The organism is Halobacillus sp. SY10 (assembly GCF_045401165.1).
Classification (GTDB): domain Bacteria; phylum Bacillota; class Bacilli; order Bacillales; family Halobacillaceae; genus Halobacillus; species Halobacillus aidingensis.
Genome location: NZ_CP174345.1, coordinates 239,008 through 263,097, shown reverse-complemented (window position 1 = coordinate 263,097; position 24,090 = coordinate 239,008). Strand labels below are relative to the sequence as shown.

General features: G+C 47.5%; 18 protein-coding genes, 1 riboswitch and 1 other annotated feature (1 of these 20 only partly in view). Of the genes, 15 read left to right on the top strand and 3 right to left on the bottom strand.

What is annotated here, in order from left to right:
- Positions 1 to 140: a binding site (T-box leader), on the bottom strand (it extends 88 nt beyond the left edge of the window).
- A gap of 819 nt (positions 141 to 959) precedes the next feature.
- From ACJA3J_RS01440 to metH, 11 genes are all read left to right on the top strand, one after another.
- Entirely contained in the window at positions 960 to 1,736 is a 777-nt protein-coding gene (locus ACJA3J_RS01440; protein ID WP_406945314.1) for a class I SAM-dependent methyltransferase, read from the top strand.
- 66 nt (positions 1,737 to 1,802) lie between these two features.
- Positions 1,803 to 3,134 carry a cytochrome ubiquinol oxidase subunit I gene (locus ACJA3J_RS01435; protein WP_089652862.1) on the top strand — a complete coding sequence of 444 codons (1,332 nt, stop codon included), beginning with the start codon at positions 1,803 to 1,805 and terminating at the stop codon, positions 3,132 to 3,134.
- 32 nt (positions 3,135 to 3,166) lie between these two features.
- Positions 3,167 to 4,192: a cytochrome d ubiquinol oxidase subunit II gene (locus ACJA3J_RS01430; protein ID WP_406945313.1), complete on the top strand. Its 1,026-nt coding sequence runs from the start codon at positions 3,167 to 3,169 to the stop codon at positions 4,190 to 4,192.
- A 144-nt stretch (positions 4,193 to 4,336) separates the two neighbouring features.
- Positions 4,337 to 5,305 carry a glutaminase A gene (glsA, locus tag ACJA3J_RS01425; RefSeq protein WP_406945312.1) on the top strand — a complete coding sequence of 323 codons (969 nt, stop codon included), beginning with the start codon at positions 4,337 to 4,339 and terminating at the stop codon, positions 5,303 to 5,305.
- A complete protein-coding gene (locus tag ACJA3J_RS01420) occupies positions 5,295 to 5,741 on the top strand; it encodes a DUF4385 domain-containing protein (protein ID WP_115893289.1) in 447 nt (148 codons plus the stop codon). The genes glsA and ACJA3J_RS01420 overlap by 11 nt, the downstream gene beginning before the upstream one ends.
- Positions 5,742 to 5,824: 83 nt before the next feature.
- The gene (locus ACJA3J_RS01415) at positions 5,825 to 6,157 is read left to right on the top strand and encodes a hypothetical protein (RefSeq protein ID WP_115893288.1); all 333 of its coding nucleotides are present in this window, start codon (positions 5,825 to 5,827) and stop codon (positions 6,155 to 6,157) included.
- Positions 6,158 to 6,212: 55 nt separating this feature from the next.
- Positions 6,213 to 6,602: a hypothetical protein gene (locus ACJA3J_RS01410; protein WP_089652867.1), complete on the top strand. Its 390-nt coding sequence runs from the start codon at positions 6,213 to 6,215 to the stop codon at positions 6,600 to 6,602.
- A gap of 126 nt (positions 6,603 to 6,728) precedes the next feature.
- A riboswitch (SAM riboswitch) is annotated at positions 6,729 to 6,839 on the top strand.
- A gap of 691 nt (positions 6,840 to 7,530) precedes the next feature.
- Positions 7,531 to 8,649 carry a methionine biosynthesis PLP-dependent protein gene (locus ACJA3J_RS01405; RefSeq protein WP_115893286.1) on the top strand — a complete coding sequence of 373 codons (1,119 nt, stop codon included), beginning with the start codon at positions 7,531 to 7,533 and terminating at the stop codon, positions 8,647 to 8,649.
- On the top strand, positions 8,646 to 9,824 hold the full coding sequence (metC, locus tag ACJA3J_RS01400; protein ID WP_089652869.1) for a cystathionine beta-lyase: 1,179 nt from the start codon (positions 8,646 to 8,648) through the stop codon (positions 9,822 to 9,824). Before ACJA3J_RS01405 ends, metC begins: the two co-directional genes overlap by 4 nt.
- A 3-nt stretch (positions 9,825 to 9,827) precedes the next feature.
- Positions 9,828 to 11,687: a bifunctional homocysteine S-methyltransferase/methylenetetrahydrofolate reductase gene (locus ACJA3J_RS01395; RefSeq protein ID WP_115893285.1), complete on the top strand. Its 1,860-nt coding sequence runs from the start codon at positions 9,828 to 9,830 to the stop codon at positions 11,685 to 11,687.
- Entirely contained in the window at positions 11,668 to 15,123 is a 3,456-nt protein-coding gene (gene metH, locus ACJA3J_RS01390) for a methionine synthase (protein ID WP_406945311.1), read from the top strand. Before ACJA3J_RS01395 ends, metH begins: the two co-directional genes overlap by 20 nt.
- A gap of 313 nt (positions 15,124 to 15,436) precedes the next feature.
- Here metH and ACJA3J_RS01385 read toward each other — a convergent pair whose 3' ends face one another.
- From ACJA3J_RS01385 to ACJA3J_RS01375, 3 genes are read right to left on the bottom strand one after another with little or no spacing between them, the layout of a single operon-like run.
- Entirely contained in the window at positions 15,437 to 16,414 is a 978-nt protein-coding gene (locus ACJA3J_RS01385) for an NAD(P)/FAD-dependent oxidoreductase (RefSeq protein WP_406945310.1), read from the bottom strand.
- An 18-nt stretch (positions 16,415 to 16,432) separates the two neighbouring features.
- Positions 16,433 to 17,437 carry a FecCD family ABC transporter permease gene (locus ACJA3J_RS01380; RefSeq protein WP_406945309.1) on the bottom strand — a complete coding sequence of 335 codons (1,005 nt, stop codon included), beginning with the start codon at positions 17,435 to 17,437 and terminating at the stop codon, positions 16,433 to 16,435.
- Complete coding sequence (locus ACJA3J_RS01375) at positions 17,434 to 18,393, bottom strand: iron ABC transporter permease (protein ID WP_089652941.1); 960 nt, start codon at positions 18,391 to 18,393, stop codon at positions 17,434 to 17,436. Before ACJA3J_RS01375 ends, ACJA3J_RS01380 begins: the two co-directional genes overlap by 4 nt.
- A 191-nt stretch (positions 18,394 to 18,584) precedes the next feature.
- Here ACJA3J_RS01375 and ACJA3J_RS01370 point away from each other — a divergent pair, with 191 nt between their 5' ends.
- The 4 genes from ACJA3J_RS01370 to ACJA3J_RS01355 all read left to right on the top strand — a co-directional run bounded on the left by ACJA3J_RS01370 (position 18,585) and on the right by ACJA3J_RS01355 (position 24,088).
- Complete coding sequence (locus tag ACJA3J_RS01370; RefSeq protein WP_406945308.1) at positions 18,585 to 19,562, top strand: ABC transporter substrate-binding protein; 978 nt, start codon at positions 18,585 to 18,587, stop codon at positions 19,560 to 19,562.
- 106 nt (positions 19,563 to 19,668) lie between these two features.
- Positions 19,669 to 19,992 (top strand): PadR family transcriptional regulator, encoded by a 324-nt coding sequence (locus ACJA3J_RS01365; RefSeq protein WP_244157193.1) that lies wholly within the window; start codon positions 19,669 to 19,671, stop codon positions 19,990 to 19,992.
- The gene (chrA, locus tag ACJA3J_RS01360; protein ID WP_089652876.1) at positions 19,985 to 21,163 is read left to right on the top strand and encodes a chromate efflux transporter; all 1,179 of its coding nucleotides are present in this window, start codon (positions 19,985 to 19,987) and stop codon (positions 21,161 to 21,163) included. The genes ACJA3J_RS01365 and chrA overlap by 8 nt, the downstream gene beginning before the upstream one ends.
- Positions 21,164 to 21,292: 129 nt before the next feature.
- Entirely contained in the window at positions 21,293 to 24,088 is a 2,796-nt protein-coding gene (locus ACJA3J_RS01355) for an EAL domain-containing protein (RefSeq protein WP_406945307.1), read from the top strand.
- The last annotated feature ends 2 nt before the right edge of the window (positions 24,089 to 24,090 follow it).

The window sequence follows — 24,090 nt, the reverse complement described above, 5'->3', positions numbered from 1 at the left end:
CACCGGTTCCACTTACTCTGTATCATTTCAGCAGAACTTCTCAGAGATGATCTTCAGCTATCACCCGTCATCGCTTCACACCTGCCAGCGACTCTCTTGAGATCGGAATAAAAGCCTACTCTTCTCGTCAACGAAACTATACGTATCTTCTCCATATCCTACAATGTAATCTTTTGTATGTCAAAGCTTTCTTACCCTCATCCTCGCCCATTTTTCAAAAGCTTATACGTATTCACTTTATCTTATCGCTTTCTATAAAAATCTCATATTATCACAAATCACCCCTTTTGCTTAAAATAAACATAAGCCCTGTTAAATATCGAAGATAAGCTCCAGATTGTGGAAGACTCAGTTTCGAGACTTTTGTTGAGTGGATCGGGGCTGCGGGGAATGGCTCGCTTTCCGCGGGAGCGCGGTGAGCCTCCTCGGACTGCGTCCTGCGGGGTCTCACCAAGCACTTTTATCCCGCAGGAGTCTCCCCATTCCCCTCCGCCCTTTTGCCATAAAAGTATCACGAAACCACTTTAACCACTTCCGGAATAAGCTGCTTTTATACCCATGGTAATTGGAGGGGAATAAACTCCTAAACACGCTATTCTGACATACGAAAAGCTTGTTATAGAGTGCTTTATGCTTATAACACCAGGATAGTGGAAGGCACCCTCCCACAGGAAAGGGGTTCGTTTCTCACCTTCATGGAATGGGGTGGTTGGGAAGCTGCGAGACTCCCGTGGGAGAAAGGAGATAGGCGAGATCCCACAGGACGAAGTCCGAGGAAGCTTGCCACTCCCCCACAGGAAAGCGAGTAGCTTCCCAGCCACCCCTAACGCTCAACACGGCAAACGAACCCCGAAAAGTCTCGAAATCGAGTCTTCAAGAATCCTGCCATATACTTTAATAACTGCAAAACACAAACAACATTTAACAGAAGCGGAATATTAGGAAAGAAGGGGTTATGGATGTCAGATGAAGCGAAGCGTCACGTGCAGGAAGTATTTTCGAAGAACAAACAGGCTTATGTCGATAGCTCGACACATAAGAAACAATCCGACCTTGATGCAATTACCGAGTGGTTGAAACCTTCCCCATCCGATAAAGCACTGGATATCGCTACAGGAGGTGGTCATGTTGCGAAAGCCTTAAGTCTTCATTGCGGTACTGTTTTTGCCACAGACCTTACAAAAGACATGCTGCAAAACACCGCCCGTCACTTGAATTCTCAACAAAATATTGAGTACGTGGTCGCTGATGCCGAGCAACTCCCTTTTATTGACGACAGTTTCGATCTCGTCACTTGCCGTATCGCTCCCCACCACTTCCCTTCCCCGCACCATTTCATAGAGGAAGTGGGTCGTGTATTAAAAGAACGGGGCAAATTTCTAATGATTGATAACGTGGCACCTGAAGAGGACGAACTGGATAAATTTTATAATCGCTTCGAAAAAATGAGAGATTACAGTCACGTCCGCGCTCTGAAAATCAGTGAGTGGGAGAAGCTTTTCCGCAACAATCGTTTGACCATCAAGAAACAAATGATCCGGAAAAAGGCCATGCCTTTTCCAGACTGGGTACGACGTACATTAGACCATGAAGCAGACCAAAAAGCTGTAGAAGAATTTTTCAAACAAGCTCCCGCTGAAGCTAAACACCACTTTTCCATCACAGAAGAAAACGGGCGCGTGCAATCTTTCGCGATTGATGAGTATATGGTATTCGTAGAAAAACATTCCTCCTGACGAATAATCCACCATCACATTGGAAAAATAAGCGAGGTATTGAATTCGTATGTGAGGTGGAGATCAATGGATATCGTCGTAATGGCCCGGGCTTTGTTCGGAACGTCGCTTGGGTTTCATATTATTTATGCAACGATCGGTGTTGGACTTCCAGTCATGATCATCATCGCGGAAGTCCTGCACTTTATAAAAAAAGACCCGGATTATGCATTGATGGCGAAACGATGGACGAAAGGTTTCGCTATTTTATTGGCCGTTTCGATTGCCTCGGGAACAATTGTCGGCGTCATGATCTCACTCTTATTCCCTGACTTCATGGAAATCGTCGGACAAGTCATCGCGCTCCCGTTCCAAATGGAGATCTTCGCTTTTCTTATCGAAGCGGTGTTCATGTCGATTTATTTGTATGCGGCCGACCGTCTGCCGCCGACATTGAGACTTGTCAGCATCATTTCCGTCGCGCTTGGAGCGACAGCCTCGGCAATCTTAATTACTGATGTTCACGCATGGATGAACACACCGGCAGGTTTCAACATTACCCCGGATGGTGAGGTCACAGATGTAAATACGTGGGCCGCCTTTTTCAATCCAAGTTTCGGAGTCACCGCCATTCACGTGACTTTGTCTGCTTACATGACGGTTGCCTTTCTTGTCGCATCGATTGCCGCTCTCAGGCTCATGAGAAGGAAAATTACTAAAGCTGAACGTGCTTACCATAAAAAGGCTCTCACAATTGCCCTTTACTTTGGTGCTCTCATGTCTCTTGCCACAGCGATCAACGGGCACGAAACAGCTCAGATGCTTCATGAATACAACCCGCGTAAATTGGCAGCTGCGGAAGGGTTGTTTGAAACTCAGCGCTACGCTCCATTATCCGTCGGCGGTTATACTTCTCTTGAAGATCAACGGGTGAAATATGCGGTAGAAATCCCCTACGGACTCAGCTTTCTTGCTGGTGATCGATTGGATACAGAAGTGATGGGACTCAATGAATGGCCCGAAGAATTATGGCCGCCGCTCTATGTCCACATCCTCTTCAATGTCATGGTCGGAATCGGCACGGTTCTCATTCTGATTGCGTTCATCGCTTTGTTCTGGAAACACGTCCTGAAAAAAGAATTTCCAAGCTGGCTCCTCGCTACACTCGTTGTCAGTGGACCGCTTGCAATGCTTGCCATTGAAGCAGGGTGGTGCTTCAGCTGTATCGGACGCCAGCCATGGACAATCAATGAAGTGCTGCGGACAGATGAGGCAGCGACCAAATCAAACAGTGTCGGCTTTCTTTTCTACCTGTTCATGACTCTTTACATCACGTTGCTCTTTGTAACCGGATTTGTCATGCGATACTACTTTAAGCGGAACCCGGTCCGTAAAGATTTGGATGCACGGGAAGCGTAAGAAAACATCATCCCAGAAAGGACGTACAACCTATGGAAGCATCAACATTAGCGATAACGATTTTGTGGAGCTTGCTTTTCGTCTATTCCATCCTCGGGTCTCTCGACTTCGGCGCCGGCTTCTGGGGCATGATTTACGGAAAGAATGAAGAGAAAAGCGCCTCCCAAATCGCCAACCGTTTTCTTTCTCCCACATGGGAAGTGACCAACGTCTTTCTCGTCATTTTCGTCGTATCTGTCGTCACCTTTTTTCCGTTCGCTACGACCCTGCTAAGTAATGTACTGCTCGTCCCTGTCGGACTCGGGGTTCTCCTTTTGACGATTCGGACAACGTTCATGGTTTTCCAGCATCACGCCGATCGATACAAAGACTTGCTCCGGTTGACTTCCGGTTTTACAGGATTGATCATTCCGGCACTTCTCGTCAGTATTTTACCGATTACTTTAGGCGGTTTCGTCAGTTTTGAAAATGACTATCCGCGCCTGCAGTACGGAGAATTGCTCACCCACCCGACCTTGTACATGCACATCTTATTCGGTTTATCGACCGAACTTTTCATCTCCGCCATTTTCCTGATGGACTATGCTAAGGAAGCGGAAGACTGGAACGCCTATGACACATTCCGCAAACATTCCCTGTGGCTTGGACCTGTAAGTATCGCTATTGCAATGCTGACAATCGGCACATTCCCTGGAGAGGCTTCGTGGATCGTCGCTAACATCCAGGAACACTGGGTGGCATTCGGTTTGTCCCTTCTGTTCTTTATCATCGGTTATGCATTTCTCTTCATCAGGAAAAAAGACGGCCGACGCGGACTGGCACGTCCTGCTGTTATCATGGTTGGCTTACAATATGCTGTCGCGATTTATGCCTACGGAGCCGCGCACTTACCTTACTTGATTTATCCGGATATCACCATTGCAGAAGGGTTTACAAATCCTGATACGTTCTATCAGATGCTGATCGTCTACGCTGTCGGATTCGGTATTCTTATCCCAGCCTTCTTCCTTTTCTGGCGCCTCTTCCTCAAAGACCGCCGCTACTTGAAACAGGAATAACACATAACGGCACCCCCTCGTGGGTGCTGTTTTTCATGCTCCGGAATGGGTACAACCTTTTGTTTATCCCCTTTTCAAAAAAGGTACATAACTACCATATTCCATTAAATTTATAGAAACTTCTTATAGAAAAGGAGCAAAGATATGCAGGAATTGACGAACGATTATCTCGAAGAAGCTATTCAAGACAGCCGTCCATTCGCTTCATCCGGGAATGTGAACATGAGCCTTCCTGAATACGACGAAACGATCAAAGATTACCTCGGAGTGACCATTATCACCACAGACGGGGAGTGCTTTTCAGCCGGTGATAATGACAAATATATTCCGATGCAGAGCACCTCGAAAATCATCGGCCTTATGCTCGCTTTACAGGATTTCGGAAAAGAGCGTGTGTTCCAAACGGTTGGCATGGAACCGATGGGGGACTTTTTCAATTCAATCAGCCAGTTGGAGTCTTACGATACGAGTAAACCTTTCAACCCAATGATCAATGCTGGAGCCATCGCTGTTTCTGCTTTGATCAAAGGACAAACCGTCGATAAACGCTTCAACCGCTATATGGATTTTTTACGTAAGGTGACGAATAATGAACAGCTTGAAATGAGTGAGGAAGTGTACGAAGCTGAAAAGGCGAACGGTGCACGGAACCGATCCCTCGCCTACTTCATGCAAAGTACCGGGACATTGGTTACTGATGTGGAAGAAGCGCTCGATCTTTACTTCCGGATGAATTCCGTCATGATGTGCTGCCACGATTTCGCCCGTGTTGGTCTGTTTTTAGCCAAAGGAGGGCTGGACCTTGAAACAGGAGAAAAGCTCATCCCCTCCCACCACTTACGCACGGTGAAAGCGATCATGATGACCTCAGGGATGTATAATTCATCCGGTCATTATGCAGTAGAAGCCGGTTTCCCTTGTAAAAGCGGGGTATCTGGAAGCATCATCGGTTCATCACCTGGTCGGATGGGGATCGGCGTCGTAGGCCCAGCCATCGATGAAAAAGGGAACAGTACGGCCGGAGGCGCCTTGATCAAAAAGCTCTCCCAGGATCTTGAACTCAACATGTTCGGTGTTGAGAACACAGAAAGGAAGTATAAAGATGGCGTTTGATTATGACCTCGATTTTGATAACACTGATTTTCGCAAAAATCCCGAGAAGTACCGGGTTGGACGCGGAGAACAAGGCGTATTGCTCGTAGAACCTTACAAAAGTGAAATCCTGCCCCACTGGCGCTTCAAGACACCTGAGATCGCTAGGGAATCATCAGAAAAAATCTATCAAATGTTCCTCGACTATAAAGACGCGGATGACTTTGTGGGTATGGATATGGCGCGGAAGTTCCTGCAGATGGGCTACACCCGTTCGCGAAGATACGCTAATTATAAGGGTGGGAAGAAGTACGACGATAACGGTGAGGTGAATGATCGTGACATCAACCAGGAGAAAGCAGAATCCGCAAAGATTTTCGAAAAGAAATGGATTCTGGCTAGGGAAGACGAAGAATATTTGAAGAAAAAGAAAGCCCATCAAAAAGAATACGGATAAAACGTTGACAATTTTGTTGGTTGAACGTAGGATATCATTAACCCGAGTAAACAAATCGGATTAATGATACGAGAGGTGTACGCGTGAAAACATACCCACTTCTAATTAACCTGCTGTTCATGATGATCTCTTGGTCCTTCGGGGTTTATTTCCTATCTGTCATTTACACCCCAACGATTATCATCCCCCTCTTCAATGACTTCATCTGGATTCGCGACTACCAAGGACTTCTCGGCTTGACGGCTATTTTTACCGTCCTGACCATTCCCTTGGTGGCCTTCCTATATAAAAAACGCGGGCAAATGAAGAAAAAGACAACCTGGTACGGGATGAATGCAGTCACACATTTGCTCTGGATCGGTACGCTTGCTCTACAAGTCAAAACGGTTCTCTACAATTTAGGAATCTGTCATTAATTGACAGGATTTCCACCTTCTCTGTTGAACCATTCTGTATAGAGGAGGAATAGACTTGGATTTTCAAACCTTTTATGAAGAGTACAAACGTAGAGCCAGCCAACATGATTTGGTTTACTTAAAAAAAGTGACATCTCGAAACCTCGAAGCAAGAGAGATCCGCCACGGCGAATTGGTCGATTATTCTTATGAAGAGTCGATTGAAGGATGGCATCAAGCTTTCGAACATTTCAAAGATCAAAATATGGACTGGATCTACACCGACCATTCTGTGACCCAACTCAATGAAAACACACAGCTTGCCGCCTTCTGGGTTTCGATCCGGTTAAACGGAGAAATCCTGGGGACATCCAACCTCTTTTTTGATACGTTCGAAAAACGGGATGGAGAATGGCAGCTTGTCCGCTGCTACATCGAAGCTGGAGTACAGAATCCATCCATCTAAGCCTGCTTTTCAAAAGGAGGCTTTTTTCTCAACCCAAAAAAATTTCCACAAAATTCTTCCAGCATATTGTCAAAACATTCTGAGTAGTGTAGAGTAATCAGCAATTAGAAAAAAATACAATTGAATCTCTTATCAAGAGAGGCAGAGGGACTGGCCCGACGAAGCCTCAGCAACCACTGGTTTGACCAGAAAGGTGCTAACTCCAGCAAGTTGTTTTACCAACTTGGAAGATAAGAAGAAGAACCGTACCCACAAAAGTCTTCTTCTTCAAGAAGGCTTTTTTTATTTTCATTTTAGATGTTGCTGATTCGTTATTAAAGAATATGGCAGGATTGTGGAAGACTTGATTTCGAGATGTGCACGGGTTCGTTGCTTAGTTGAGCGTCAGGGGTGGCTGGGAAGCAACTCGCTTTCCTGTGGGGGAGCGCCGAGCTTCCTCGGACTACGTCCTGCGGGATCTCGCCTGTCTCCTTCTCCCACGGGAGTCTCGCAGCTTCCCAACCACCCCATTCGATGCAGGAAACGAACTCGTTCACTGTGAGAGGGTGCCTTCCACTATCCTGGTGTTTTAAGCATAAAGCTCACTATAACAACTTTTCGCATACGTAATAGCGTCCTTGGGAGTTGATTCCCCTCCAATTACCATGTGCATAAAAGCAGCTTATTCCGGATGTGGTTTCGAGATAATTATATGGCAAAGGGGCGGAGGGGAATGGCGAGACTCCTGCGGGAAAAAAGTGCTTGGTGAGACCCCGCAGAGCGAAGCTCGAGGAGGCTCACCGCGCTCCCGCGGAAAGCGAGTCATTCCCCGTAGCCCCCATTCACTCAACAAAAGCCTCGAAATCGTGTCTTCCACAATCCGGAGCTTATGCGGGATTGGTAAAGGATTTTATTTAAACCATTAATTTACAAAAAAGGATGTGTTGTTATGTGTCCGCATACGGATACGAAATTCGTTCAGACCGGAAACCAGCGGAGTGAACCTACAGGGGCTATTAACCCTCCTGTTTATTTTTCCACTCCTTACCGGCACCCTGGTTTAGGGGAGTCAACTGGGTTCGATTATACGCGAACCGGTAACCCCACACGTCAGATTTTGGAGTCATCGATCGCTGATATCGAAGGTGGTGATGCAGGATTTGCGTTCAGCTCCGGGATGGCTGCTATCCAAACCGCCCTATCCCTTTTTAAAAAAGGCGATGAAATCATCGTCTCTGAAGACTTATACGGCGGGACGTTCCGCTTGTTTGAACACATGGAAGAGCGCTACGACCTCCGCTTTCATTACTGTGACAGCAACAACCTTGATCGAATCCATGACTACATCAACGAACGGACGAAAGCCATCTATGTGGAAACGCCTACGAATCCACTGATGCATACGGCAGACATCAAACAAATTTCAACGGTCGCGAAAGCACACGACCTTCTGCTGCTTGTCGATAACACGCTGTACACTCCGGTGTTGCAACAGCCGATTACAGAGGGTGCAGATGTAGTCATCCATAGTGCTACGAAATATTTGGCCGGACATAATGATGTTCTTGCCGGCATCCTTGTGAGTAAAGGAAAAGCCGTAAGTGAGAAGCTTGCTTTTCATCAAAATACATCCGGAGCTGTTCTCTCTCCTTTCGATTCATGGCTTGTGATGCGCGGGATGAAGACCCTCCCCCTTCGGATGCGCCAGCATGAAGCGAATGCAAAATCTGTGGTTGCCTTCTTGGAGGACCACCCGCACGTGGCGGATATATTTTACCCGGGCAAAGGCGGCATGGTTTCGTTCAGACTACAATCCGAAGATTGGGTCGATCCATTCTTGCGGAACTTGAACTTGATCAGTTTTGCCGAGAGCCTCGGGGGTGTGGAGAGCTTTATCACCTACCCCGCGACCCAGACTCACGCCGATATTCCTGAAGAAACCAGGATCAGCTACGGGGTCTGTAACCGCCTGCTCCGTTTCTCTGTCGGTGTCGAACATATCGATGACTTGATTCAAGATCTTGACTATACCCTCACCCAACTACCAAAGGAGGAATCTATACGATGACCGATCATTCTTTGCAGACCCGGTTGTTGCACAGTGACTATAAATTCGATCCGCACACAGGAGCCGTTAGTGTTCCGATCCAACAGGCATCCACCTTCCATCAACAGGATTTCGACAATCCAGGGGTCTATGATTACAGCCGCTCCGGTAACCCCACCCGAAAAGCACTGGAAGATACCATTGCGGGACTGGAGAGTGGAACTCACGGCTTTGCTTTCGCCTCTGGAATGGCTGCGATTTCTACGGCCTTCATGCTTTTATCGAAAGGCGACCATGTCGTTATCACCCAGGATGTTTACGGGGGGACTTTTCGTATGATTCACGATGTTCTCGTCAGATTTGGAATCGATCACACATTTGTTGATATGACGGACCTCCATGCGGTAGCAACTGCGATCCAGCCGAATACGAAACTTTTATATATCGAGACACCTTCCAATCCGACGCTTGAAATTACAGATATTCGTGCTGTAGCAAAGTTAGCGAAAGCGAACGATTGTTGGACTTTTGTCGATAACACGTTCATGACACCTGCCCTTCAGCGTCCGCTCGAACTTGGTGCGGACCTTGTCCTGCACAGTGCGACGAAATTTATCGCCGGTCACAGCGATGTGGTCGCAGGTCTTGCCGCTACCAAAGATGAAAAACTCGCAGAGCAGCTGGGATTTTTACAAAATTCATTCGGATCCATTCTCGGCGCACACGATTGTTGGCTCGTGCTTCGCGGCTTGAAAACCCTGCATTGCCGAATGACGCAATCTTCAGCTTCTGCGGTCAAGATAGCAGAAAATTTAAGCGCTCATCCACTCGTGGAGCAGGTCTACTATCCGGGCTTCCGTTTTCATCCGGGAAGCTCGACGCAAACGTACCAGGCCCAGGGATCCGGAGCGGTATTGTCCTTCCGTTTACGAGATGAAGAAGCGGTAAGACAGTTTACGAAACATGTGGAACTCCCTGTGTATGCCGTGAGTCTCGGAGCAGTAGAATCGATCCTGTCCTACCCCGCCCGCATGTCTCATGCCTCCATGCCAAAAGAAGAGCGCGAAAAGCGCGGCATCACAGATGGATTGCTACGCTTATCGGTCGGCCTTGAAAATCCGGACGACTTAATCAAAGATTTTCATCAGGCATTAGGAAAAACCGAATCCGAAGCATTCTTACAAACAGGAGGTTGAACGATGGATTTACGCGAAGCTTTACAAAACCGGACACTGATCGGGGACGGAGCTATGGGAACCCTCCTCTACTCCTATGGCATCGATCGATGTTTTGAAGAACTGAACCTCTCCCACTCCGAAGAGGTATTGAACGTCCACCGCGCTTACGTGAACGCCGGTGCCGATGTCATTCAAACGAACACCTATGGCGCGAATTATATAAAACTGGAACGCTACGGCCTTCAGGACCAGGTGAAAGAAATCAATACAGCTGCCGTAAAGCTTGCCAAACAAGCGGCGGGAGAGAATCAATATGTCGTCGGAACAATCGGAGGCGTCCGCGGAGCCCGCAAACAAGCGATATCAACAGAAGAGATCAAACGCAGCTTCAGGGAGCAATTGTACTGTCTTCTTTTTGAAAAAGTCGACGGCCTCCTGCTTGAAACCTTTTATGATTTAGAAGAGCTGACGACCGTTTTGAAGATTGCGAGAAAAGAAACAGACCTGCCAATCATTGCTCAAGTATCCATGCATGAGGCAGGCGTATTGCAAGACGGCACCCCTCTTCCGGACGCGTTGAAACAGTTGGAGGGGTTAGGAGCTGATGTTGTCGGTGTCAATTGCCGGTTGGGACCTTATCACACGATACAATCATTAGAGGACGTTCCACTTCCTGAACAAGCGGTCTTGTCAGCTTATCCGAATGCCAGTTTACCAGCCTACCAGGATGGGAGACTCGTCTACCCGACAGATCCGGCGTATTTTCAAAAAAGTGCCCAGTCGCTCTTTGATCAAGGGGCACGCCTGATCGGTGGCTGTTGCGGCACTACCCCTGAGCACATAGAAGCGATTGCCGCTCGAGTGAAAGGCAAGCAGCCGATTCAAGATAAAGTCGTCCCGATCAAAGCAAGAACCGAAGTGCGTGTTTCCGAGACGAAAGATGATCGCCACCATCTACACGAGAAAGCCAAAAAGGGGCGTTCCATCATCGTTGAACTTGATCCGCCGAAAAAGCTGAAGACGGAGCGCTTTTTAGAAGGTGCAAAAGCCTTGCACGAAGCAGGTGTGGATTCGGTCACCCTTGCAGATAATTCCCTCGCTTCCCCGAGAATCAGCAACACGGCGATGGCCTCGATCATCAAACAACAATACGATGTCGACCCCCTCGTTCACATCGCTTGCCGTGATCGTAACTTACTAGGGTTGCAATCCCACCTAATGGGGCTTCACGCCCTCGGCATCCGTCAGCTGCTTGCCGTAACAGGCGATCCGACGAAAATCGGGGATTTCCCTGGTGCCACATCGGTGTATGACTTGAACTCTTTTGATTTAATCCATTACATCAAGCAAATGAACAAGGGAATTTCATTTTCCGGAAAGAATCTAGGGGAAAGCACATCCTTCTCAGTAGCCGCTGCATTCAACCCGAATGTACGCAACTTGAACCGCGCGGTTGGACGACTGGAAAAGAAAATGAAATACGGAGCCGACTACTTCATCAGTCAGCCCGTGTTCAATGAAGAGCAGATCATCGAAGTTTATGAAGCGACCAAACATATCGATGCACCAATTTATATCGGAATCATGCCGCTGACAAGCGCGCGGAACGCTGAATTTTTACACAACGAAGTACCTGGAATCACGCTTGCTCCTGAGGTTCTTGAAAAAATGGAGCTTGCCGGTTCAGACAAAGAACAAGCACAGGCAGAAGGTCTCAGCATCTCGAAATCTCTCATTGATACAGCCCTCGACCTGTTCAACGGCATCTACTTGATCACACCATTTTTACGCTATGAAATGACCGTTGAATTAACGAACTATATTAAACAGCAAACGGCAGAAGGAGAAAGGAAGATTTCCAATGGCATCCACATTGTTTAACGAACAGCTCAACCAACGCATTCTCATTCTCGATGGCGCCATGGGGACGATGCTGCAGGAAGCCGATCTCTCCCCCGACGATTTCGGTGGAGAAGAATACGACGGCTGTAACGAATATTTGAATCTGACCTACCCTGACCTCTTAGACCAGATCCATTCCCGCTATCTTGAAGCAGGTGCGGACATTATTGAAACGAACACCTTCGGGGCGACCGACCTCGTCCTTGACGAATATGATCTTGGACACCTGGCTGAAGAAATCAATATCGAAGCCGCAAAGATTGCTAAAAAAGCCGCTGCCCGCTTCCATACATCGGACCGCCCACGCTTCGTTGCTGGTGCCATGGGTCCGACAACGAAAACTCTTTCTGTAACCGGCGGGACGACATTTGAAGCATTAGCTCATGCCTATGAAGAACAAGCACGAGGGCTCATCAAAGGCGGTGTCGACCTCCTTTTATTAGAGACATCCCAGGATATGCTCAACGTAAAAGCCGCTTTTCTCGGTATTACACGTGCCAAAGAAGAACTGGGAAAAGATCTACCCCTCATTGTTTCCGGTACGATCGAACCGATGGGGACGACACTCGCCGGTCAAAGCATCGAAGCCTTTTATCTTTCGCTTGAACATATGAAACCAATCGTTGTCGGCCTCAATTGTGCGACAGGACCTGAGTTCATGCGTGATCACTTACGTTCGTTATCTGATCTCGCGACATCCGCTGTCAGCTGTTACCCAAACGCAGGCCTTCCAGATGAAGAAGGTAATTATCACGAAACACCAGAATCACTGGCTGCCAAAGTAGCTGGTTTTGCTGAAAAAGGCTGGCTGAATGTCGTCGGTGGCTGCTGTGGTACAACACCGGATCATATCCGTGCCATTGCAGAAGCGGTAGAAGGTTTCAAGCCGAGAGAAGCACCTTCCGGCCATGCCCACGCCGTTTCCGGTATCGAACCATTGATTTACGATGACCCCGGCGATCGCCCGATTCTCGTCGGGGAGCGTACGAATGTCATCGGTTCACGGAAATTCAAGCGCTTGATTGCAGAAGGCAGCTTTGAAGAAGCTTCTGAAATCGCGCGTGCCCAAGTAAAAAAAGGAGCGCAGGTCATCGACATCTGCCTCGCCGACCCGGACCGGGATGAGATTGAAGACATGGAAGCTTTTATGAAGCAGGTCGTCAACAAAGTCAAAGTACCACTCGTCATCGACTCGACCGACGTGGATGTCATTGAAAAAGCGCTCACCTACTCTCAGGGTAAAGTCATCATCAACTCCATCAATTTAGAAGACGGTGAAGAACGCTTTAAAGAAGTTCTTCCTCTTGCCAAACAATATGGAGCCGCTCTTGTCGTCGGAACAATCGATGAAGAAGGGATGGCCGTAACGGCGGAAAGAAAACTTGAAATCGCCAAGCGGTCTCACGATATTCTCGTAAAAGAGTACAACATCAACTCACAGGATATTATTTTCGACCCGCTCGTCTTCCCTGTCGGCACGGGTGATGAGCAATACATCGGTTCAGCAGAAGCGACCATTGATGGAATCCGGCTCATCAAGGAGCACCTGCCGCTCTGCCAAACGGTGCTTGGAGTCAGCAATGTTTCTTTCGGCCTCCCGCCGGTCGGCCGCGAAGTGTTGAACGCGGTTTATTTGTACCATTGCACAAAAGCGGGGCTCGACTACGCTATCGTCAACACCGAAAAGCTTGAGCGCTATGCCTCCATCGATCAGGAAGAAATCGACTTGGCGGATGAGCTGCTTTTCAAAACGGATGATAAAACACTCGCTTCTTTCACTGCTTTTTACAGGGGTAAGAAAAAAGAAACCAAAGTGCCGACATCGACGATGACTCTCGCTGAGCGCCTCGCTCATTACGTGGTAGAAGGAACGAAAGAAGGCTTGCTGCCTGACTTGGAGCAGGCACTGTCAGAATACGATGCTCCACTCGCCATCATTAACGGGCCCTTGATGGACGGCATGGCCGAAGTCGGCCGCCTTTTCAACGACAACCAGCTGATCGTAGCAGAAGTTTTACAGAGCGCGGAGGTCATGAAGGCATCCGTCGCTTACTTGGAACCTCATATGGAAGCAGACGATTCCTCGAACAAAAAAGGGAAAGTCCTACTCGCTACTGTAAAAGGCGATGTTCACGACATAGGCAAAAACCTCGTGGAGATCATTTTAAGCAACAACGGCTTTGAAGTCGTCGACTTGGGCATCAAAGTGACGCCTGCTGAACTGATCCAGCAGATTAAAAAAGAACAGCCGACAATTGTTGGACTATCCGGATTGCTCGTAAAATCCGCCCAACAGATGGTGCTGACCGCCCAGGACTTGAAACAGCAGAACATTTCGCTGCCGATTCTCGTCGGTGGAGCTGCGTTGTCACGGAAGTTTACTCATACGAAGATCTCACCAGAATATGATGGCCCTGTCCTGTATGCGAAAGATGCGATGGATGGCCTTTCGATTTCCAACCAGCTCAGCAACGATGAGCAGCGGGGTCAATTTTTACAAGAACAGGAAGAAAAGAAAGCAGCTGCCCTTACCCGTGCGGCGAGCGCCGCTCCCAGGGACCGTGGCGGGACGGCGGTGGCTGTGAAACCGAAATCTACGGTGTCCACAACGGTACCCGTATTCAAACCGCATGATTTCGATAAGCACATGATCCGGAATCACCCGGTCGCCCATATTGAACCGTATATCAATATGCAGATGCTGATCGGGCACCACCTCGGTTTGAAAGGAAAATTCGATAAACTGCTCGCGGAAGGAAACGAGAAAGCGGTTCACCTAAAAAACGTCGTGGATGGCTTGCTCACACACGCGAAAATGGAAGGATGGATTCAGCCTTCCGCCATGTACCGTTTCTTCCCGGCCCAGTCCGACGGCGATGATGTGCTCATTTATGATCCACGAGATCATCAGACAGTAGTTGAGCGGTTCACCTTCCCCCGCCAAAACAAAGAGCCGTTTCTATGTCTTGCGGACTACTTGCGTTCTGTCGAAAGTGGCGAAATGGATTATGTCGGATTCTTTGCGGTTACAGCAGGAAAAGGCATCCGGAAACGGGCGGTGGAACTGAAGGAGCAGGGACACTACTTAGAAAGCCATGCGCTGCAGGCCCTTGCTCTCGAGACAGCGGAAGGTCTCGCTGAGCAGGTCCACCAGAAGATCCGCGACAAATGGGGATTTCCTGATCCTACGGACTTCACGATGCAGGAACGCTTTTCTGCTAAGTATCAAGGACAGCGGTACTCTTTCGGTTACCCGGCCTGCCCTGAGCTTGAGGATCAGAAGAAATTGTTCCAGCTCATCCGTCCGGAAGAAATCGGTATCGAGCTGACGGAAGAATGCATGATGGAGCCGGAAGCATCGGTTACAGCGATGGTTTTCGCTCATCCGGAAGCGCGTTATTTTAATGTGATGTGAGGGTTAAGCTTGGATTCTAGGTTTATCAGTGGGTTTTGGTCAATTATCGGTGGGTTGGCTGCTTTTATCGGTGGCTTTTAGTCATTTATCGGCGGGTTGGATGCTTTTATCAGTATCCCCTTGGAAACTTATTAGCGACTTTCTAACTTTTATTAGCACCCTCTGGACTTTTATTAGCGACTTTTCAGCTTTTATTAGAAGCTTTTGAACATTTATTAGCTACTTCGCGCATTTTATTAGCATCTGAACATTTCGCCGCCCCCATCTATAGAAAAACGCCCAACGACAGCATCAGCTGCGTTCGGCGTTTTTCTTATTTATGCTTATAAATGACAGTGCTGTACACTTGTGATTTCGCTTTCGGATCCAGATGCTTGGCGGCACTGTTCACCGCTGCCATCGCTTCATTGAACCCAGAAGCAATAAGCATCGTTTTCGCTGGATATACAGCGGCGTCACCAGCAACAAAAACCCCTTCCATGCTCGCACACATATCTGTCGAAACAGGGATTCTTCCTTTGTCCGTTTCCAGCCCCCATTCGTCATATAAGCTCTTATCAATCTGCAGGCCTTCATACACGAGAATATGATCGACCTCGAGTACGGTTCCGTCTTGAAGAAGCGCTTCTTTCAACTCTTCTCCGCCTCGCAGCTCTTCAATCTTCTTATTTTTATGGATGTGAACGGAAGAGGCCTCCACCTTCTCGACGTCCTGTTCATACACCGCTTTGAATTCATCGCCACGATTTAAAAGGTGGACCTCGTCTGCAACCCCTTCAAGAGCGAGCGACCAGTCAATGCCGACACGGTTTTGCGAAACGACCGCAACGTTCTGCCCGCGATACTGTTCAAGGTTTTGGATGGTGTAGTGAATCTGCTTTCCGTCATAATGCTCGCTGCCTTTCACATCAAGCGGCTGCATGTCGAACGTGCCGAGGCCAGAAGCTACAATCACCGTCTTCGTATGATGCGTTTGACCATCATCTGTTTCCAACAATATGGTTCCATCTTCCTTTTCTTCAAAAGATGTCACTTTCACACCCGTCACAAAATCAGGATCGACCATCTCCGCCTGTTCTTTGACATTCGTGACCAGGTCTTCACCCGTAATGCCCGGGAATCCGCCAACGTCATAGATTTTCTTTTCCGGATAGAAAAAGGAAACCTTGCCCCCGACCTGTGGCTGGTACTCGATCACTTTTGTCTTAAAATCTCTCATTCCACTATAAAAAGCAGCATATAAACCTGTCGTTCCTCCACCAATTACTGTTACATCGTACAACTCTTCCATGGACGCGAACTCCTTTTTCTATTGGGTTTTCATAAGCAAATAGACAAAATACGGGGTACTGACAATCGACACGACGATCCCCACAGGAATCTCTGCAGGAGCGATGATATTTTTTCCAATCGTATCCGCTACGACTAAAAATATGGCTCCGATCAGTGCAGCGGCGGGAATCATCCGTTGATGTCCGGGCCCGACAATTCTGCGGGCGATATGCGGGGCAACAAGGCCAAGAAAAGCGATTCCTCCCCCTGCAGCCACAGATAAACCAGCAAGACCGACAGCAAGCAGTAAAAACGTCCGACGCGCTTTTTCCACTGGAATGCCGAGTCCCATCGACATCGCATCTCCTAAATTCATGACGTTCAGCGTTCGAGATTTATAGATTGTCCAACCGATCATCAAGAGGATGGGCGGCACAATGACAAACACAAGATTCCAATTGCCCATCCACAAATCCCCTGCTAACCAGACGAGCGCCTGATTGAAATCCTGTGGGTTCATTTTCACTTGAAAAATGATAAGTATGGCGCTGAAACCAGCATTCACACCGATTCCGACAAGGATGAGGCGAATTGGGTTGACTCCTTTTTTCCAAGCCAGCGCATACACAAGAAAAGCCGCAATGAACGCACCGATGAGGGCAAACAATGGCAAAATGTAAATGCCGAAACCGGTCACCATCGACATCGACTGTTGGAAAAAGAAAATATATAAAATGACAGCAAATCCTGCACCTGTATTAATTCCGAGAATGCCCGGGTCGGCAAGGTCGTTTTGCGTCACTCCTTGAAGAATCGCTCCAGACACGGCAAGGCCTGCGCCTACAAATAAGACAAGGACCATGGATGGAAGCCTGAAATTGAAAAGCACCAATTCCTGGCGGTCGGTCCCTTGTCCGATGAATGTTTTCAGAACATCCAGAGGAGCAATTTTAACGACACCCATATTCAAACTGATGAGGACCATGAAGCTTAGGAAAAGAAACAGCACAGCCATCACGAAAGAAAAACGTGTCTTTTTCATAAGGCCCCCCTCCCTTCACCACGAGCAAGGTAAAGAAAGAATGGGACACCAATGCAAGCCGTAATCGCTCCGACCGGTGTTTCGTAAGGAGCGTTGACGAGCCTCGCTCCTATATCTGACAGCACAAGCAGCAAACTGCCGAGCACCGCAGAGACGGGGATGATCAGCCGGTAATCGGACCCTACGAAAAAACGCGACACGTGAGGGATAACAAGGCCGATAAACCCGACCGTTCCCGCTACAGAAACAGCCGCTCCAGTTAAAACGAAAACAACGATGACGCCGAGGGCTTTAACAAGGAATGTGTTTTGACCAAGGCCTTTGGAAACCTCATCACCGAGACTCAGAATCGTGACGGATTTAGAAATCAAAGCAGCCAGGGTCAATCCAATCGCTCCCGCAACGAGCAAGATCTGCACAGATATCCAGTCCGTTGCAGCTAGTCCACCGGCATACCAGAAGCTCATTTGTTTTGCCACCTGAAAGTGTAAAGAAATGGCCGAGGACAGTGAACTCAGCATGCCGCCAATGGCGACACCAGCAAGAGCTAACTTTGCCGGTGTGAGACCACCTTTAGAAAAGGACCCTACCGCAAAAACGAGGATCACCCCGAGTCCTGCCCCAATAAAAGCAGCTGCTGTCATTCCGATGTTACTGACGGCAGGGAAAAAGACGATCGTCAAAATTAAGGCAAACGCCGCCCCATGCGTAACCCCCATAATGGATGGGGAAGCAAGAGGGTTTCTCGTCAGCCCCTGCATGACCGCACCGGAAACAGCTAAAAACGCACCGACAAGGGCACCCGCTAAAGCCCGTGGCATGCGCAGCTCACGAATGACGGCATGGTTCGTAGACTCTGGGGAAAAAGCGACAAGCGAATTCCAAACCGTGTAGATGGAGATTTCAGTTACCCCGACAGAAATCGATAAGGCCATCGCGACAGCTAATAAGATCATGCCGCCTGTAAAAAGAACGGCCGCTCGCCATACTTTTCTCGTTACTTCATTCAACTCTTTGTTTGCTTCTCTCGTTCGTTCTTCCACTGCCAGCGACCCTCTCTACCTATGTATCTACTATAATGAATTGACACATTCAATGATAATGATTATCATTATCTTATCACATATTTCTTAGGAGGAACAAACAAATGTCGAAAAAAGTAACCCTTTACATAACCGGTTTACTGCTTCTCGTCCTATTAGCGACAGGGTGCAGCAGTGACGGTGAAGATACATCATCCGCAAATGGCGAGTCTGATGAAGCCACGAGCGAAGAAAACAGCGAGGAAACAAGCGAACGTAAACTTACACATGCGATGGGTGAGATTACACTAAAAGAAAAGCCTGAGCGCATTCTTGCTCCTTATCTAGAAGATTCACTCGTGGCTTTAGGTGAAAAGCCTGTTGCTCAGTGGTCCATTGGTGAGACGGTCCTGAATTATTTGCAGCCACAGCTTGAAGGCGTACCGAAAATTGGCTGGGATCTGCCAATTGAACAAGCCATTGAACAAAACCCTGACCTCATTATCTTCAGTGCTCCTACCGCTTTGCAAAACGGAAGCTATGAAGACTATTCCAGCATCGCCAAAACGTATGTCTTTGATGAAGAAACAGGTACCGATTGGCGGAAACAGCTGACAACGATGGGCGAAATCCTGAACAAACAGGACAAAGCGGAACAAGTGCTGTCTGATTTTGACCAAAAAGTAGAAGAAGCATCTGCGACAATCAAAGAAAACATCGGCGATGAATCCGTCGCGTTCGTCTGGACGATGGGCGAGCAGTTCTATGTGTTTGATGAAAACCGTTATGGCGCAGACATTTTCTACAATGAGATGGGAATTGCTAAACCGGAATTCCTGCAAAGTCTTCCGGAAGAAGGCGAACAATGGAACCCTGTTGCCCTTGAAAAACTTGGGGAATTGGATGCTGATCACGTATTCCTCATCGGAAACGAAGGCGAGCCGGGATTCGAAATCCTTGAAAACAGCTCCGTATGGCAGAACACTCCTGCTGCTCAAAACGGCCAGGTGTACGAGGTGAACGACCCGAGTCACTGGACGATTGACGGTGTCATCGCCCATGAAATGAGTATCGATCAAATGGTAGACACGTTAAGTAAATAGAACGTAAAGATTCGCGCAAACTTCGTAAAGTTTGCGCGTTTTTTATTGTTTTTCTTTCTACAATATCGTATATTGATATCGGAATTCGATACAGGAGGTGCTTCCCGTGCTGAGAGACTTTTTCTTAGGATCGATTAAAATCCACATTCTCTATCACGCAAGCATTGAACCAATCTATGGAGCGTTCCTCATGGAAGAGCTGGCTTCCCACGGCTATGACATCAGTCCAGGGACCCTTTATCCTACACTGAAACAGCTCCACAAAGACGAATTGCTTGAGAAATACGAAGAAAAAGTGGAAGGAAAGATCAGAAAATATTACGTCATTACGGATAAAGGCAGGCAGGTGCTTGCTGAAGGAAGAGAACAAGTCCGTGAACTGGCGGAAGAAATTTTAGGAAAAGATTGGAGGAATATCGATAATGAGTAAGCCAAAAGGTTCTCTCTTGGAAATTTTCAAAGCATCAACGAAGCTTGGATTAACATCGTTCGGTGGCCCTGTGGCCCACCTCGCTTACTTTAAGGATGAGTACATCGACAGAAGAAAATGGCTCGATGACAAAACGTATGCGGACATCATCGCCCTCTGTCAATTTCTACCCGGACCTGCAAGCAGTCAAGTCGGAATTGCGATTGGTATGCTTCGTGGCGGATTGCTCGGCGGCATCATCTCATGGATCGGTTTTACAGTACCATCGATCATTGTTCTCGTTCTTTTTGCACTGTTATACCAATCGTTTGACCTCGCAGATGCGAACTTCATTCACAGCTTGAAGGTCGTAGCAGCTGCTGTCGTTCTGCACGCCTTGATTGGCCTTGGGAAAAAACTGACCCCTGACCGTCCGCGGATTGCCATAGCGTTAGTGTCCGCCCTTATCTTACTCCTATATCCATCTGCCTGGATGCAGCTATTGATCATTCTCGCTGCTGGATTATTCGGTTGGAAAATGTTCTCAAGCATGGTGGAATCTAAGATCCAGCCATTCCCTGTGACGTTTTCCAAAAAGGTCGGTGTCGCATCTCTTGGCGTACTTGTTGCCCTGCTTGCCTTTTTACCGATTCTTGCAAGAAACACCGAAAGCATGCTGATTCAACTCTTCGATACGTTCTTCCGTGTCGGTTCCCTCGTATTTGGCGGCGGGCATGTCGTCTTGCCGATGCTTGAACGTGAAGTGGTGCCGACCGGATGGCTGACGGCGAATGAATTCCTTGCTGGTTATGGAATGGCGCAGGCGGTTCCGGGGCCATTGTTCACCTTCTCTAGTTACCTTGGGACGATGATTGAAGGCATTGGAGGCGCCCTTGTAGCAACTGCAGGCATCTTCCTGCCATCCTTCTTGTTTTTGATGGCGGCTCTGCCATTTTTGAATGAATTGAGAAAGCGTCCAGCCTTCCAAGGTGTCCTTACAGGAGTGAACGCAAGTGTTGTTGGCATTCTTCTTGCAGCTTTTTATGACCCTGTGCTGAAAAGTTCGATTATGGAGGGTGCAGACTTTGCACTTGCTGCCATTCTTTTCGCTCTTTTACACTTCTTCAAAGTCCCAGCCTGGGCGATCGTATTGATTGGTGTCGGTGCCGGCGCTATTTTGAATTTATTGTAAGAAAACAGGCGCAAAAGTCCCCTTTTGTGCCTGTTTCTTTGTTTTTTTGTAAAAGTTACGCTTCAAATGCAGGAAGTTCGTTATAATAGTCGAACTTTATCAAAATATGACAACTATGGAGGTTTTTCAATGGCTGAAGAACAAACTAGATATTCTCGTCTCGCTCAAATCACACAGCTCATCAATACCGAGCATGATTTACGCGATGTATTAGAACACGTGGTCACAGCCATATCTGAAGAAATCATGCGGTGCGATTCTGTCGGCATTTACCTGCCTCGTGAGGATGGTACCTATCAAGGCTATGTCGGAAAACCGGCCTTGATCAATGGAATGACCCTTGATATGCACATCGTGGACCCGGAATATGACCTCCTCGCTAAAGAGGTCATCGAAACAAGAAAAACCATTTACATACCGGATACATCCAAAGATGACCGTCCCGATCAACGGGCCATTCAGGCGTTTAAAATCAATTCTCTGCTCGTCGCCCCGATTTCATATGAAGATGAACTCTACGGCCTCGTGTTTTTATTTGATTATGGGACACCGATGAATTTGACAGAATCGGAAATCGAATCCGTGAAAGCTTACGTCAACATGGCCGCTGTAGCGATCAGAAATGCAAACAACCTGACACGTAAAGAGAAATTGATCAGCGAAAAACAACTGCTGCTCAATGTCACACGTGATCTTTCCTTATGTTCCTCTTTACAAGAAGCGCTGGACAAATGCTTCTATTATCTTGGAGAAGTCCTGGACAATCCGAATATCGGCGCCCATTTCATAGACCCCATTGCAGAACACAAGCTGAAGCCTGCGAGTCTTAGTAAAGAAAGTGAGTGGACAGAAGAAGACTGGAAAGAAACCCATCAGAAAGCTCAGTTCAACCATAGAGAGGATCCGATATTCCAGGAAGTCACCCATACAAAGACATCCATTCTGATCCCGGACGTTTTTGAGGACCCTCGGACGAATAAGGAAATATGCGAACGGTTCGGGATGAAAGGCTTATATATGATCCCCCTCGTCTCCCTCGGTGAAGTGCTTGGTGCGATTGCGGTCGTGAACCTTAAAGAACCCGGACATGTTTACACTGACTCTGCCTGCCAATTGGCTGAATCGATCGTGGATACAACAGCCCCTGTCCTTTTCAACCTGTTGTATATGGAGAAACAGGAAATGATCATTCAAGACCGTACCTCAGAACTGATTCAGAAGAATGACGAGCTTGAAGAAGCCATTTCTGAACTGACTCAGATCAGCCGTGATAAGGACCTTATTTTGAATTCAGCAGGAGAAGGTATTTTCGGAATCGATTTGGATGGCCATATCACCTTCGCTAACCCTTCAGCAACACAATTATTAGGTTATGAGAATGAAAAGGAGATCATAGGTGCTCCTTATTCTCAAATCTTTGATGATCAACAAACGTTTTTGGAACATTACGAGCAAAAAGTTGACCATACGGACAAGGATCATTTCTTTTATAAAAAGTCCGGGGAGAACTTCCCCGTGGAGTATGTCATCACTCCTAAACTAGAAAACAATCTCACCATCGGGTATGTTGTCACTTTCAAAGATGTAACTTCGAGGAAGCAAATGGAAGAAAAAATAAAATACCATGCTTATTATGACAGTGTTACAAACGTGCCAAACCGGGTGCTGTTCCAAGACAGACTGAACCAGGCCCTTCAATATGCAGAACTGACGGATAAACCTTTAGCTATTCTTTTCCTCGATCTTGATCGATTTAAGAAAATCAATGATACCTTTGGACATAGTTTTGGAGACAAGGTCTTGCTGAATGTGGCAGAGCGCCTGCAAAAAGCTGTGCCTAACGGAGCGACTGTCTCGAGACAAGGCGGAGACGAGTTCATCATCCTCCTGCCGACGATTGACCGGGAAGAAGGAGCCGTGAAATGTGCGAAAAGAATCCTTGAAGCCTTCAATGATTCTTTTGTAATCGGGGATCAGGAGATTTCCATCAAAACAAGTATCGGCATCAGTCTTTTCCCGGAAAACGGGGATACCGTCGAGACGTTGATTAAACATGCGGATGTCGCTATGTACAAAGCGAAAGACCTGTCTGGCAATCAATATCAGCTGTTTTCACCGGAAATTGAGAGTCGCACGTTCGAACAAATCCAGCTTGAGAATGATCTTTTCAAGGCATTACAAAGAAATGATGAATTTGAACTGTATTACCAGCCTAAATTCGATGTACGTACAGAAAAGCTCATTGGTATGGAATCACTGATCCGGTGGAATCACCCACAGCTTGGCACTCTACCTCCCGGCCATTTCATTCCTCTCGCAGAGGAAACCGGTCTCATTACAAACCTTGGAGAATGGGTCATACGAGCAGCGTGTCAGCAAATGAATAAATGGGTGTCCTTTGGATATACAGACTTGACCGTATCCGCTAATTTATCTCCTCAACAATTCAATCAACAGAACCTTGTGCTTACGGTGGCTGACATATTAGAAGAAACCGGCCTCCCCGCTAAGCACCTTGAACTTGAACTAACGGAGAATTTAATCATCCATAATACGAATCACACATTAAAAACAATCGGGCGATTGAAAGAACTCGGTATCCAAATTTCCATCGACGATTTCGGTACGGGGTATTCTTCCCTTGGCTATTTAAAAGATTTCCCTGTCGATACTTTAAAAATCGACAAATCCTTTATTAACGACGTCACAACAAATCGGAACAATGCGGCGATTACAAAAACCATCATCACCCTTGCTGACAGCCTGCAGCTCAACGTGATCGCAGAAGGGGTTGAACGAGCAGATCAGGCCGCTTTCCTTGCAGAGCACGGTTGTCATTGGATCCAGGGGTTTTATTACAGTCATCCGTTACAAGCGGAAACATTTGAAGATCATTTTTTAAAATCATTCATAAAAAGGGGATAAGG

Bases quoted from the DNA above. Each gene is read 5' to 3' on its own strand.
- ACJA3J_RS01440 (WP_406945314.1), top strand. From the start codon at position 960: ATGTCAGATGAAGCGAAGCGTCACGTGCAGGAAGTATTTTCGAAGAAC.
- ACJA3J_RS01435 (WP_089652862.1), top strand. From the start codon at position 1,803: ATGGATATCGTCGTAATGGCCCGGGCTTTGTTCGGAACGTCGCTTGGG.
- ACJA3J_RS01430 (WP_406945313.1), top strand. From the start codon at position 3,167: ATGGAAGCATCAACATTAGCGATAACGATTTTGTGGAGCTTGCTTTTC.
- glsA (WP_406945312.1), top strand. From the start codon at position 4,337: ATGCAGGAATTGACGAACGATTATCTCGAAGAAGCTATTCAAGACAGC.
- ACJA3J_RS01420 (WP_115893289.1), top strand. From the start codon at position 5,295: ATGGCGTTTGATTATGACCTCGATTTTGATAACACTGATTTTCGCAAA.
- ACJA3J_RS01405 (WP_115893286.1), top strand. From the start codon at position 7,531: ATGTGTCCGCATACGGATACGAAATTCGTTCAGACCGGAAACCAGCGG.
- metC (WP_089652869.1), top strand. From the start codon at position 8,646: ATGACCGATCATTCTTTGCAGACCCGGTTGTTGCACAGTGACTATAAA.
- ACJA3J_RS01395 (WP_115893285.1), top strand. From the start codon at position 9,828: ATGGATTTACGCGAAGCTTTACAAAACCGGACACTGATCGGGGACGGA.
- metH (WP_406945311.1), top strand. From the start codon at position 11,668: ATGGCATCCACATTGTTTAACGAACAGCTCAACCAACGCATTCTCATT.
- ACJA3J_RS01385 (WP_406945310.1), bottom strand. From the start codon at position 16,414: ATGGAAGAGTTGTACGATGTAACAGTAATTGGTGGAGGAACGACAGGT.
- ACJA3J_RS01380 (WP_406945309.1), bottom strand. From the start codon at position 17,437: ATGAAAAAGACACGTTTTTCTTTCGTGATGGCTGTGCTGTTTCTTTTC.
- ACJA3J_RS01375 (WP_089652941.1), bottom strand. From the start codon at position 18,393: ATGATCTTATTAGCTGTCGCGATGGCCTTATCGATTTCTGTCGGGGTA.
- ACJA3J_RS01370 (WP_406945308.1), top strand. From the start codon at position 18,585: ATGTCGAAAAAAGTAACCCTTTACATAACCGGTTTACTGCTTCTCGTC.
- chrA (WP_089652876.1), top strand. From the start codon at position 19,985: ATGAGTAAGCCAAAAGGTTCTCTCTTGGAAATTTTCAAAGCATCAACG.
- ACJA3J_RS01355 (WP_406945307.1), top strand. From the start codon at position 21,293: ATGGCTGAAGAACAAACTAGATATTCTCGTCTCGCTCAAATCACACAG.